This window comes from Micromonospora sp. NPDC000089 (assembly GCF_042899365.1).
Taxonomy (GTDB): domain Bacteria; phylum Actinomycetota; class Actinomycetes; order Mycobacteriales; family Micromonosporaceae; genus Micromonospora.
Window position 1 is genome coordinate 80,069 of sequence record NZ_JBIAZT010000006.1, and the last position, 13,786, is coordinate 93,854.

General features: G+C 71.1%; 5 protein-coding genes. All 5 read right to left on the reverse strand.

The window, feature by feature from the left end; genetic code table 11:
* Positions 1-17: 17 nt before the first annotated feature.
* A complete protein-coding gene (locus ACFY3U_RS13730) occupies positions 18-1,289 on the reverse strand; it encodes a 3-deoxy-7-phosphoheptulonate synthase (RefSeq protein WP_387200100.1) in 1,272 nt (423 codons plus the stop codon).
* Complete coding sequence (locus ACFY3U_RS13735) at positions 1,286-2,347, reverse strand: 3-dehydroquinate synthase family protein (protein ID WP_387200103.1); 1,062 nt, start codon at positions 2,345-2,347, stop codon at positions 1,286-1,288. Before ACFY3U_RS13735 ends, ACFY3U_RS13730 begins: the two co-directional genes overlap by 4 nt.
* Positions 2,344-2,508: a hypothetical protein gene (locus tag ACFY3U_RS13740; protein WP_387200106.1), complete on the reverse strand. Its 165-nt coding sequence runs from the start codon at positions 2,506-2,508 to the stop codon at positions 2,344-2,346. Before ACFY3U_RS13740 ends, ACFY3U_RS13735 begins: the two co-directional genes overlap by 4 nt.
* Positions 2,509-2,541: 33 nt before the next feature.
* The gene (locus ACFY3U_RS13745) at positions 2,542-3,264 is read right to left on the reverse strand and encodes an arylamine N-acetyltransferase (protein WP_387200635.1); all 723 of its coding nucleotides are present in this window, start codon (positions 3,262-3,264) and stop codon (positions 2,542-2,544) included.
* A gap of 68 nt (positions 3,265-3,332) precedes the next feature.
* Entirely contained in the window at positions 3,333-13,781 is a 10,449-nt protein-coding gene (locus ACFY3U_RS13750; protein WP_387200109.1) for a type I polyketide synthase, read from the reverse strand.
* Between the last annotated feature and the right edge of the window lie 5 nt (positions 13,782-13,786).

Genomic DNA, 13,786 nt, shown 5'->3' on the forward strand with positions numbered 1-13,786 from the left:
CGCTGATGGGCGGTAGGTCATCGGGGCCCGTCCTGGACACCTGCGCGCCGGCCGATCATCATCTCCGCGACGAAGTGGGCGAGCTCGGCCGACTGCTCGGCGTTGAGCCGCGGGTCGCAGGCGGTCCGATAGCGGGCGGGCAGCTCGCGTTCAGCGATGCCCGAGGCACCGCCGAGGCATTCGGTCACATCCTCACCGGTCGCCTCGACGTGGATGCCACCAGGGTGGGTGCCGAGTGCACGGTGGACTTCGAAGAAGCCGGAAATCTCGTCGACCACGTGGTCGAAGTGCCGGGTCTTGAACCCGTTCCCCGACTTCCGGGTGTTGCCGTGCATCGGGTCGCACTGCCAGATTACCTGGTGTCCGGAGGCGTTGACCTTCTCCACGATCGGCGGCAGGACGTCGCGGACGAGGTTGTGCCCCATCCGGCTCACGAGCGTCAGCCGTCCCGGTGTGGAGTGCGGGTCAAGGCGCTCCACGTACTCGACGGCCAGCTCCGGGGTCACGCCTGGACCGATCTTGAGGCCGATCGGGTTGGAGATCAGCTCCGCGAACGCGATGTGCGCCCCACCGAGCTGACGGGTGCGCTCACCGATCCACAGGAAATGCGCGAGCCCGCTCATCAGCCTGGCCTCGGCGCCGCAGGCGTTCGCCCAGAGCACGGCACGCTCGTAGTCGAGCAGAAGCATCTCGTGACTGACGTAGACCTCGCTCGCGTAGCCGCTACGGACCACGTCCATCGCGCCAGCCGCATTCGCGTGGGCACGCAGCATGCGTTGCGGGTCGGGCGTTCTGGCGGCGAGGGTTGGTTCCGCGGAATTGATGATGTCGCCGCGGTAGACCGGAAGACCCGACGCGTCCACGGCACTGGACCGAGGCTTGGCGTACTGCCCGGCCATCCGCGCGACCGTGACCACCGGCATGCCGGTGGCGTCGTTCAGCACGGCCGACATCTCCGACAGGATCCGCAGGTTTGCCCGCAGATGCGACTCGGTGTTGTCGGCGAAGGTCTCGGCGCAGTCGCCGCCCTGCAGCAGGAACGCCTCACCGCGGGCCACCGACGCGAGCCGATCGGACAGCTGCACCGTCTCGCGCGGCGCCACGATCGGATCGGCGTGCTGCAACTGCTCGACGACCGCGCTGGCCCACTCCGGGTCCGGCCAAGACGGCTGCTGCGCGGCCGGGCGGGCCAGCGCCTCGTCCAGCCGGCGGGTCAGCAGCCGGTCCACCGGGCAGAGATCGTAGGGCGGGCCTCCGGTGTCGGCCGGTCGGCACGGAAACCGTCTCATGTCAGAACCGCACGGGCCGCAGCGGCCCCGACGAGCACGTCCATGGGTGCACGCGGCATCTCGTCGAGGACGCGGAGGACGACGTCCTCCGGCACATCGCCCACCAGCTCCGGGCCCGCGGGCCCGTCCAGGACGAAACCGAGCCCGTCGATCGCCTTCTTGTCCCGGTGCATCTGGCGGATGAGGAACCCGGGGTCGACCTCGGCGGGCAGTGCGGCGGGCAGGCCGTAGTGGCGGACGACCGCCAGATGTTCATCCGCCCTGGACTGGTCGACACGGTCCAGCGCACGTGCCAGCCGGCCCGCGAAGACCGTGCCGATGGCGACCGCCTCACCATGACGTAGCGCGAATCCAGTCACCAACTCGAGCGCGTGGCCCAGCGTGTGGCCGTAGTTGAGCAGATGCCGCCTCCCGGCGTCGCGCTCGTCAACCTCCACGATGCCCGCTTTGAGGGTCACGCTGGCGGCGATCTGCTCCGAGAGCGGCAGCCCTCGCAGATCCCCCGCCCCGATGAAGTGACAGCGGGCGATCTCGCCGAGACCGCTCAGCATCTCCCGCGGCGGCAGGGTCGACAGGTAGTCCGTGTCGCACAGCACCGCGCGGGGCTGCCAGAACGCGCCGACCAGGTTCTTGCCGTCAGGCAGGTTGACCGCCGTCTTGCCGCCGACGCTGGCGTCCACCTGCGCGAGCAGGGACGTGGGCAGATGGATCACGTCCACGCCCCGGTGGTAGAGCGCGGACGCTAGTCCGACCACGTCGGTGGTCGTCCCGCCGCCGCACGACACGACAACGTCGGACCTGGTGAGCCCGAACCGCACGAACTCACCACACAACGCCTCCACCGTGGCGAGGGTCTTGCCCTGCTCGCCGTCCCGGGCGGGCAGCAGCAGAGTTTCCACGCCCGTGTCAGGCACCCATTCCTCCGGGCGAGCCGACACGACGACCGCCCGTTTGGCGCCCAGTCGGCGAACCATCTCGGCAAGCGACGTGCGCGCGCCCGGGCCGATGATCACCTCGTAGGAGCGATCGCCGAGTCGCACCGGAACTGTTCTTCTCACGGCGCCTTCTTCGGGGCGTCCTGCGCGGTCTGGTCGGCGGGGTTTGCGGCTCTCATCTCAGCCGCCCCGCCGTAGAAGGCCCACACGAACCGGGCGTACTCCTCGAAGCAGGCCCGGCAGAAGCCGACGAGCCGCGCGAACGGACGATCCTCGTTCTCCATCGTCTCCCTTTCTGGTACCGACCGAGAGCTGGCTCAGCCGACGTCGCCGGAGAGGATGCGGGACAGCAGCATCCGGTGCTCGTCGTCGTCGGTGATGGCGCGCACCTGTTCACGGCCGTTCCGGACGGTCAGGTACCGCCGCTGTCGCATGAACACCTGACCGTCTTCGACGGCCCGGCCGCACAGGATCTCCTGGGTGTCGTCCCGCCCCGGGTCCGACAGGATCTCCCGCAAGTTGTCCTCCAGCTCCTTCCAGTCGCTCCACTGCCGGGACTTCATCGTGAAGGTGTAGACGACGCCCCAGCGGGTGGCCACTCCCCTGCGTTGCAGCGCGAGCCCTGACGCGTGGTCGACCAGCCGGAACTGGCTCCCGCACTGGGTCTGCACCGTGTCGCAGACCCGCAGCGGCTCGACGTAGGTCGGGCCCGGGTAGCCGACGTCCACCAGCCACTCGTCGCCGTCGAGGGCGACCGAGCCGAACATGTGCTCGACGTCGGTGCCGAACGCGGCCCGACCTTCGATGGTGCTACCCGCCAGTAGCGTGACGTCGTAGCCCAGCTCGCAGAGGAGTCGGTAGAACAGGCGGTTCAGGTGGTAGCAGGCGCCCCCGCGCCGGTCGACGATGCTCCGCTCGAACACCGCGTCGTCGTCGAGGTCGACAACGTCCATCCCGTCGGCGATGTCGTACGCGAGACTGCTGTACGGAATCGCCATGAGATGCCTCTTGTGCAGCGTCCGCAACGTATCGAGGTTCACACCGGTCTCTCCACCGCAGCCGATCCGCCGTAGATAGCCGTCTACATCGAACACGTCGTCACCCTTCTTCAGACGGAGATCGCCATCGGGATGGCGGCCTGGTCGTCGTGCATCAGCTCGTACAGGTGCGCGGTGATCATTTCTGGTGTCGGATGGGCGAAGACGAGATTGGCTGCGATCTTCCGATCGGTCAGGTCGCGCAGCCGGTTGCGGAGCTCGATGGCGGTGAGGGAGTCGAAGCCGATCTCAAACAGTCCCTGGTCCGCGTCGACGTGGTGGGTCGCGCTGTAGCCGAGGACCGCGGCCACCTGAGCCCGCACCAGGTCGAGCAGGACCCTGGCCTGCTCGGCGGCCGGCAGTCCGGCCAGCCGCTCGGCGAGCTGCCCAGGCTCGACGCCGGCCGACGTGTGTGCCTGCTGCCGGCCCACCCGGACCAGGCGACGCAGCATGTGCGGCACCGCGCCGCCGGCTGCCGCGTCCGCGCGGACTCCGCGGAGGTCCAGCTTGGCCGGCACCAACAGCGTTCTCCCGGAACCGACGGCGGCATCGAAGAGTTTCATGCCTTCCTCGGGTGTCAGCGCCAGGAGTCCGCCGCGCCGGCTCATCCGGGACTTGGCGAGGTCGTCAGTACCGGCCGCCATGCCGCGCGTCTGCTCCCAGAGACCCCAGGCCAAGGACACGCCTGGCAGGCCCAGCGACCGGCGGTGGGCCATCAGCCCGTCCAGGAACGCGTTCGCCGCCGCGTAACTGCCGCTACCAGCGCCCATGAACACCGCCGACACCGACGAGTAGACGACGAACGCGTCGAGGTGCAGGTCGCGAGTCAACTCGTCCAGGTGCCGCACCGCGTCCACCTTCGGCGCGAACACCTCCGCCAGCCGCTCCGGGGTCACCGTCCCGATCACCCCGGCATCCGCTACGCCGGCCGTGTGCACGACAGCAGTCGGGCGGTACCGCGCCAGCAGGGCCGACACCTGCTCGCGATCGGACATGTCACAGGCCACCACCACCGCGTCGGCGCCCTGCTCGGTGAGTTCGGCGAGGAGGGACGTCGCGCCCTCGGCATCCGGACCACGCCTGCTGGCCAGCACCAGACGCCGCACCCCGTGCCGGGTGACCAGATGGCGGGCCGCGAGACCGCCCAACGCACCGGTGCCACCGGTGATCAACACCGTTCCGTCGGGACCGAACACCTCCCCGGCGTCCGGTGTGGAACCGGCGACACGGGTCAGCCGCGGCACCGAGAGCGCCGCGTCACGCACCGCGACCTGCGGCTCACCAGAAGCCAGCACCGCACCCAGCACGGATTCCGTCCCGTCGCCGGAGGCCGGGTCGAGGTCGACCAGAACGATCCGGTCGGGGTTTTCCGCCTGGGCGGCACGAACCAGGCCCCACACCGCCGCACCCGCGGGATCGGTCACCACGCCATCGCCAGCGGGCACCGCGCCTCGCGTCGCGACCACCAACCGCGACTCCTCGAACCCGCCCCCATCCAGCCAGCACTGGACCACGTCCAACACCCGGGTGGTCAGCTCCAGCACGTCGGTGCCGCCGATGGCTTCCATGACCGCCACCGCCGGGGCGTCCGCCGTCCCCGACAGCACGTCGTCGGCCACGGTCGCCACCTGTTCCGCGTCCGCGACGGGTAGCCAGGACGGCGCGGGCCCACCCCGATCCGAAGGCAGCCCGATCCACTCCACCTGGAACAACGAGTCGGCGAGTGCGGGTCCCGCCGCCGCGACGTCCAGTTGCTCGTTGGACACCGGCCGGCCCACCAGCGACTCCATCGTCACCACCAGACCACCGGCCTCGTCCACGGCTTCCAGCGCCATCGCGTCGGGTTCGGGGCTGGTGACCCGCACCCGCAACGCGGCGGCACCAGCCGCGTGCAGTCGCAGCCCGTTCCACGCGAACGGCAGCGACAGCTCCCGCTTGTCCGACTCGTCAGCAGCGGACGCGGCGAGGAGGGTCGAGTGCAGGGCCGCGTCCAGCAGGGCGGGGTGGATGCCGAACCTGCCGGCCTCCTTGCGGTGTTCCTCGGACAGTGCGACTTCGGCGAAGATCTCCTCGTCGCGCCGCCACACCGCCCGGACGGCCTGGAACGTGGTCCCGTAGCCGTAGCCCACCTCCGCCAGTCGACCGTAGCCACCACCGATGTCCAGCGGCTGTGCGCCGGGGGGCGGCCAGGTGGTGAAGTCGAAGCCGGTGCCGCTGCGCCCTCGCTCCGCGGGGACCGCGAGCACGCCGGTGGCGTGCCGGACCCACCGGTCCGCGCCGACTTCTCCGGCGGCGCCGTCGGGTTGGGAGAACACGTCGACGGTGCGTGCGCCGGTCTCGCCCGGTCCGCTGAGTGCGACCTGTACGCGGACCCCGCCGTGTCGGGGGACGACAAGCGGCGCCTCGATCACGAGTTCGTCGAGAACCGAGCACCCGGCCTCGTCCCCGGCGCGCACGGCCAACTCGGCCAACCCGGCGCCGGGAACGATGACGACACCTCTGACTGCGTGGTCGGCCAGCCAGGGGTGGGACCGCAGCGAGAGGCGTGAGGTGAACACCAGGCCGTCGGACTGCGGCAGATGCACGACCGCGCCGAGCATCGGGTGGTCGGCTCCGGCCAGCCCCAACGAGGCGGCGTCGGTGGCGGCCTCGGCCGCGTGGAGCCAGTAGTGCTGATGGTCGAAGGCGTAGGTCGGGAGGTCCACGCGCACGGCCGGGGCAGGCAGGACGACGCTCCAGTCCACCGCGACACCCCGGACGAACAGCTCCGCCATCGAGGTGAGCAGTCGGCGCAGCCCGCCCTCGTCACGTCGCAGCGACCCGACGACCACCGCATCGGTGTCATCGGTGACCTCGGTGATCGGCTGGACCAGCACCGGGTGTGCGCTGACCTCGACGAACACCCGGTGACCCTGGCCGACCAGGTCGGCCACGGCGGCACCGAAACCCACCTGGTGGCGCAGATTCCGGTACCAGTAGCCGCCATCGACAACCCCGGCGTCCTGGATCCACTCACCGGTCACGGTGGACAGAAACGGCACCACCGGCGCCTGCGCATCGATTCCAGCCAGCGCGTCGGCCAGGGTGTCGCGGATGCACTCCACGTGTCGCGTGTGCGAGGCATAGTCCACCGCGACCCGACGCACCCGGACGCCGTCATCGGACAGCGCGTCCAGCGCCTCGCTCAACGCCTCGGCATCCCCGGCGATCACCACTGAGTCGGGCCCGTTGACCGCCGCCACCTCGACCCGACCAGCCCATCGCGCCAGCCGCACCGCGACGTCGTCCTCGCTGAGCGAGACCGAGGCCATGCCACCACGCCCGGAGAGCTCGGTGGCGATGGCCCTGCTACGCAACGCCACCACCCGCGCCGCGTCCTCCAGCGACAACGCACCCGCCACACACGCCGCGGCGATCTCCCCTTGAGAATGTCCGATGACCGCGTCTGGAACCACACCGACCGAGGACCACACCGCCGCCAGTCCCACCATCACCGCGAAGCTCGCGGGCTGGAGCACATCGACCCGCTCCATCAGCTCGGGATCGGACTCGCCCCGCAGCACGTCCACCAGAGGCCAGTCAACCCAAGGCTCCAACGCCGAGGCGCACTCGGCGACCCGCTCAGCGAACACCGGGGACGCGTCCAGCAACTCGCGCCCCATGCCCACCCATTGCGAACCCTGGCCCGGAAACACCCAGACCAGCTTCCCCGGCAGACCCGAGGCAGCCGTCCTGCCGATCACCACACCGGGCGCGTTCTCGCCTCGCGCCAGCGCCCGCAACCCGGCCAGCGCCTCCGTACGGGACCCCGCCACCGCGACGGCCCGCTCCGCGAACACGGCCCGCCCGGACACCAACGCCCGAGCCACACCCGCGAGCGACGCCTCGCCCGAGTCCTTGATGAACTGTGCCAGCCGCAGGGCCTGTCCGGTCAACGAACCAGCGCTCCGCGCCGACACGACCAACGGCACCACGACATCGGAGGCCGGGTCCGCGACGGGCTGTGCCTCATCGAAGGGCGCCTCCTCAATGATCAGGTGCGCGTTCGTCCCGCTGATCCCGAACGACGACACACCCGCGCGCCGCGGATGACCGTTCCGCGGCCACTCCCGTGCCTCCGTCAGCAACTCCACCGCACCCCCGGACCAGTCCACCTGGGTCGTGGGCGCGTCCACGTGCAGGGTCGGAGGAATGACGTCGTGGCGCAGCGCCTGCACCATCTTGATCACGCCAGCGACGCCCGCTGCCGACTGCGCGTGGCCGATGTTCGACTTGATCGAGCCCAACCACAACGGCTTGCCGGGCTCCCTGTCCTGTCCATAGGTGGTCAGCAGGGCCTGCACCTCGATGGGGTCTCCCAGCGCCGTCCCGGTCCCGTGCCCCTCGACGACATCCACCTCAGCCGCACTGAGACCGGCGCTCGCCAGGGCGCGGCGGATCACCCGCTGCTGTGACGGCCCGTTCGGCGCCGTGAGACCGTTCGAGGCACCGTCCTGGTTCACCGCGCTGCCCCGCAGCACGGCCAGCACCCGGTGACCCCGCTCTCGCGCCACCGACAACCGCTCCAGGACCACCACCCCGGCGCCCTCGGCCCAGCCGGTGCCGTCCGCGCCGTCCGCATACGCTTTGCAGCGCCCGTCCCCGGCCAGGCCCCGCTGTCGGGAGAACGCCACGAAGGTGCCCGGCGTCGCCATCACGGTCGCACCGCCGGCCAGCGCCATCGAACACTCGCCCTGCCGCAGTGCCTGCGCGCCAAGGTGCATCGCCACCAGCGAGGACGAGCACGCCGTGTCAATCGTGATCGCCGGTCCCTCGAACCCGAACACGTACGACACCCGCCCGGACGCCACGCTCGATGCTCCGGCCGTGCTCGCGAAGCCCTCCAGATCGGGCACGGGCACACCGATCCCATAGCCCTGCGCGGAGACCCCGGTGAAGACGCCGACATCGCTGCCCTTCAACGAGTTCGGGTCGATGCCGGCGCCCTCCAGGGCCTCCCATGACACCTCCAGCAGCAGGCGCTGCTGCGGGTCCATGGCCAACGCCTCACGCGGCGAGATCCCGAAGAACCCGGCGTCGAACAGCGCCGCGTCCTGCAGGAAGCCGCCCTGGCTGGTGGTGGACGTGCCCCGGTTGTCGGGGTCCGGGTCGAAAAGGTCCTCCAGGTCCCAGCCGCGGTCCTCGGGGAAGGGCGACACGCCCTCGCGGCCCTCGAACACCAGCCGCCACAGGTCGTCCGGGTTCGCCACGCCGCCGGGCAACCGGCAGGCCATGCCCACGATCGCGATGGGCTCATCGGGATCCGCCACCGGGACGACTGTCGTCGGCGTGCCGGCCACCCTGTCGCTCAGATCGTCACGCAGGTAACGCGCGAGCGCGACCGGATTCGGGTAGTCGAAGACCAGTGTCGCGGGGAACTTCAGCCCGGTCGCCTCGTGCAGCCGGTTGCGCAGCTCGACTGACGTCAACGAGTCGAATCCGGCGTCCTTGAACGCCGTGTCCGGACGCACAGCGTCCGCGTTGGTGTGCCCGAGCACGAGCGCGACCTGACCGCGCACCAGGTCCAGGAGCAGTGCCTCCTGCTCGGCCGGCTCGAGACCGGCCAGCCTACGGGCCAGCCCATGATCCCTGGCGGCGGCGCGCGCCTGCTGCCGGGTCGGCCGGATCAGACCGCGCAGCAGGTACGGCACGTTCGAGCGGGTCGCCCGAAGGTCCAGCTTGACCGGAACCAGCAGCGCCTGCTCAGACCCCACCGCGGCATCGAACAGGGCCATGCCTTCGGCGGGCGTGATCGCCAGGACACCTCCGCGGTTCGCCCGTGCCTGGTCGGCGCCGCCAAGGTGAGCGGTCATGCCATCGGTCTGCTCCCACAGGCCCCACGCCAGCGACACCGCCGGCAAGCCGGCCGCTCGACGTCGGGCGACCGCCGCGTCCAGGAAGGCGTTCGCCGCCGCGTAGTTGCCCTGACCGGCGGATCCGAACACACCGGACGCCGACGAGAACACCACGAACGCGTCGAGATCCATGTCCCGGGTGAGTTCGTCCAGGTGCCGCACCGCGTCCACCTTCGGCGCGAACACGGTGGCCAGCCGGTCGGGAGTCAACGCCCCGACCACACCGTCGTCCAGCACCCCTGCCGTATGCACCACACCCGCTGGACGATGCTCGACCAGCAGGGCCGCCAGCTGGTCTCGGTCCGACACGTCGCACGCGACGACGGAGACCGCCGCGCCCTGCTCGGTCAGCTCGGCGACCAACTCCCCCGCACCGTCGGCATCCCGACCACGCCTGCTGGCCAGGACCAGCCGCCGTACGCCGTGCCGGGACACGAGATGCCGCGCGACCAGCGCGCCCAGCGACCCGGTGCCGCCGGTGACCAGGACCGGCCCCTGCGGACCGAACACGGTGGGAGCATCGCCCGCCTGGTCGGTGACGCGGGCGAGCCGCGGAACCGAGAGCACGGTGCCACGAACGGCGACCTGCGGCTCTCCCGAAGCCAGCACAGCCCCCAACACCTGCTCGACATCGCCGTCGGAATCGAGATCCAGCAGGATCATCCGGTCCGGGTTCTCGGCCTGCGCGGAACGCACCAGACCCCACACCGCCGCCGCGGCGGGATCAGCCACCACGCCGTCACCGGCGGGCACCGCACCCCGAGTCACCACCGCCAGCCGCGACCCCTCCGGCCCAGCACCAAGCCACACCTGTACGAGGCCCAACACCTGCGCGGTCACGGCCAGCGCATCGTCCCCGCCGACCGCCTCGAACACCGCCACCGCGGGCGCATCGTCAGCCAGGGCCGCCACGTCGTCGACGGTCGCCACCGGCACCCAGGAGGGCGTGGACTCCGCGGCAGTGGCGGGCAGCGCGGTCCACTCCACCCGGAACAACGAGTCGCGGGGGTGCGCCGCCGCATCGAGCTGCGCGGTGGAGACCGGCCGGGACACCAGCGAATCCACCGACACCACGAGAGCACCGGTCTCGTCGGCCGCTTCCACCGAGATGGCGCTGGGCCCGGCGGACACCATCCGCACCCGCAGCGCCGACGCGCCGGCAGCGTGCAGCACCATCCCGTTCCATGCGAACGGCAGCACCGGCGGCCCGGAATCCTCCGCCGCCGCGGTGCCGAGCATGCCCGCGTGCAGGGCAGAGTCCAGCAACCCGGGGTGGATGCCGAACCCGCCCGCCTGCGTGCGGGTCTCCTCCGGCAGCGCGACCTCGGCGAACACCTCCTCGCCCCGCCGCCACACCGTCCGCAACCCCTGGAACGACGGACCGTACGCGTAGCCACGATCCGCCAGGTCTGGGTAGAAGTCCGCCAACTCGACCGGCCGCGCACCCTGCGGCGGCCACGCGGCGAAGTCGAACCCGGAGCCCTGCGCCGCCGGCCCGTCCGACAGGAATCCCGTGGCATGCCGGGTCCAGGCATCCACGTCGTCGCGCCGCGAGTACACGTCCACCGTGCGCGTCCCGGTCTCTCCCGGGCCACCAACAGCCACCAGCACCCGCACACCGCCGCGCTCAGGGACGACCATCGGTGCCTCGATCACGAGTTCCTCGAGCACCCCGCACCCGACCTCGTCGCCCGCGCGGACCGCCAGCTCGACCAACCCGGTCCCCGCGACAAGCACCACGCCACCGATCGCGTGATCGGCCAGCCACGGATGCGACCGGATAGACAGTAGCGACGTGAACACGAGCCCGTCCGACTGCGGCAACCGCACCACCGCACCCAACAGCGGATGGTCGACCACGGACTGCCCCAGCGACGCGGCGTCTGCCGCAGACTCGCCTGGCGGGAGCCAGTAGTTCTGACGGTCGAAGGCATACGTCGGCAAGTCGACGTGCCCGGTCACCGGCGGCAGCATCGTGGTCCAGTCGACGGGGACACCGCGGACGAACAACTCGGCGACCGCGGTGAGCAGTGTCCGATCCTCCGGGCGGCCGTCGCGCAGGGCCGGGACGCAGATGACCTCGGTGTCCATCACCACGGCGGTCTCCGCCGCCATCGCGGTCAGCGCCGCACCCGGTCCGAGTTCCACGAACAGGGTTCCGCCGTGCTCCACCGCGGCCGCGATCCCGTCGGCGAACCGCACCGGCCGGCGTACGTGCTCGGCCCAGTACCGTGGGTCCGCGAATTCGCCGGGCTCCGCCAGCCGGCCGGTCACGTTCGACACCAACGGGATCGCCGGCGACTGCCATGCCACGCCGGCGAGCTCAGCGGCGAACCCGGCCAACATCGGCTCCATCTGGTGCGAGTGGAACGCGTGCGAGACCACGAGCTGCTTTGCCTTGTGTCCGCGCTCGCGCAGCCGGTCCGCTGCCACGAGGACGGCGTCGTGGTCGCCGGAGAGCACGACGGAGGATGGGCCGTTGACCGCCGCGAGCTCCACGTTGTCGCCCAGGAACTCGACGACCTCCGCTTCGCTGGCGGCCACCGCGACCATCGCCCCGTCCGGCGGCAGCGCTTGCATGAGCCGGCCGCGGGCCGCGACCACCCGTGCCGCGTCGGCCAACGACAGCACCCCGGCCGCGTAGGCAGCGGTGATCTCGCCGATCGAATGCCCGATCACCACATCCGGTCGCACGCCCCACGACTCCACGAGCCGGTACAGCGCGCATTCCAGGGCGAACAGGCCGGCCTGCGTGAACACCGTCTGGTTCAGGAAGTCACCACTGCGCGGCACCCTGTTCAGCACCACGTCCCGCACCGGGTGGTCAATCCACCCGGCCAGACACGAGTCCAAGTGCTCGCAGGCCTCGTCGAACGCCCGCGCGAACACCGGATACCGTTCGTACAGCCCACTGCCCATGCCGACTCGCTGCGAGCCCTGCCCCGGAAACACCAACACGACCTTGCCCGGCACACCCGAACCGGTCACCACGTCGGGCGCGGTCTCACCGCTCGCCAGCGCGCCCAGCCCGGCCAGCGCCTGCTCGGTCGAACCCGCGAACAGCACGGCGCGCTCACCCAGCAGCGCCCGTTCGGACAGCAACGCCCCAGCCACCCGCGCCAGCGGCACCTCGGCACCTTCGAGGAACGATGCGAGCCGACCCGCTTGCGCCGTCAGCGAGGCCGCGCTGCCCGCCGAGACCACCAGCGGCACCAGCCCGGTGGGCGCATCCGTCGAATCCGTCGCGTCGTCGGCGGCGGGCGCCTCCTCGAGGATCACGTGCGCGTTGGTCCCGCTGATCCCGAATGCGGACACGCCGGCCCGGCGCGGCTGACCGTTGCTCGGCCAGCCGCGGGCCTCGGTCAGCAACTCGACCGCGCCAGCGGACCAGTCGACCTGCGGCGTGGGCTCGTCCACGTGCAGCGTGGGGGGCAGGACGCCGTGCCTCAGCGCCTGCACCATTTTGATCACACCGGCCACGCCTGCGGCTGCCTGCGTGTGACCGATATTGGACTTGATCGAGCCCAGCCACAGCGGCCGGTCCGGCTCGCGGCCCTGACCGTAGGTCGCGATGAGCGCCTGCGCCTCGATCGGGTCACCCAGCGCGGTCCCCGTCCCGTGGGCCTCCACGGCGTCCACATCCGATGGCGTCAGCCCGGCGCCGGACAGCGCCTTGCGGATCACCCGCTGCTGCGACGGTCCGTTGGGAGCGGTCAGACCGTTCGAAGCGCCGTCCTGGTTCACCGCGCTGCCCCGCAGCACCGCCAGGATCGGGTGCCCGCGCTCACGCGCCACCGACAGGCGCTCCAGCACCACGACACCGACACCCTCGGACCAGCCGGTGCCGTCCGCGGCCGCGGCGAACGCCTTGCTCCGCCCATCGGCGGCCAGCACCCGCTGCCGGGAGAACGCCACGAAGGTGCCGGGCGTCGGCATCACGGTCGCGCCACCGGCCAGCGCCATCGAGCACTCACCCAGCCGCAACGCCTGTGCGGCCAGGTGGATCGACACCAGCGACGACGAACAGGCCGTATCGATCGTGACCGCCGGTCCTTCGAAGCCGAAGGTGTACGACACCCGGCCGGACGCCACGCTCGACGCCGACCCGGTGCCAGCGAAGCCCTCCAGCTCCGGCGTGATCGAGCCGGCCCCGTAGCCCTGGGTGAACACGCCGAAGAACACCCCGACGTCAGTGCCCTTCACCGACGCCGGGTCGACGCCGGCGTCCTCCAAGGCTTCCCACGACGTCTCCAGCAGCAACCGATGCTGCGGGTCCATCACCAGCGCCTCACGCGGCGAGATGCCGAAGAAGCCGGCGTCGAACTGCCCAGCGCCCGACAGGAAGCCGCCCTGGCTGGTGTACGAGGTGCCGGGACGGTCGGGGTCCGGGTCGAACAGGCCGTCCAGGTTCCAGCCCCGGTCCTCGGGGAAGTCGGAGAGGGCGTCCACCCCATCGGCCACCAGCCGCCACAGGTCTTCCGGCGACGACACACCTCCGGGGAACCGGCACGCCATGCCCACGACGGCCAGCGGCTCATCGGCGTGCCGCGAGCCCTGCTGGCGCAGGGTGTGCAGTTCGGCCGTGACGCGCTTGAGGTACTGAAGGAGTCTTTCGTCCGTGGCCATTCTCG

Bases quoted from the DNA above. Each gene is read 5' to 3' on its own strand.
- ACFY3U_RS13730 (WP_387200100.1), bottom strand. From the start codon at position 1,289: ATGAGACGGTTTCCGTGCCGACCGGCCGACACCGGAGGCCCGCCCTAC.
- ACFY3U_RS13740 (WP_387200106.1), bottom strand. From the start codon at position 2,508: ATGGAGAACGAGGATCGTCCGTTCGCGCGGCTCGTCGGCTTCTGCCGG.
- ACFY3U_RS13750 (WP_387200109.1), bottom strand. From the start codon at position 13,781: ATGGCCACGGACGAAAGACTCCTTCAGTACCTCAAGCGCGTCACGGCC.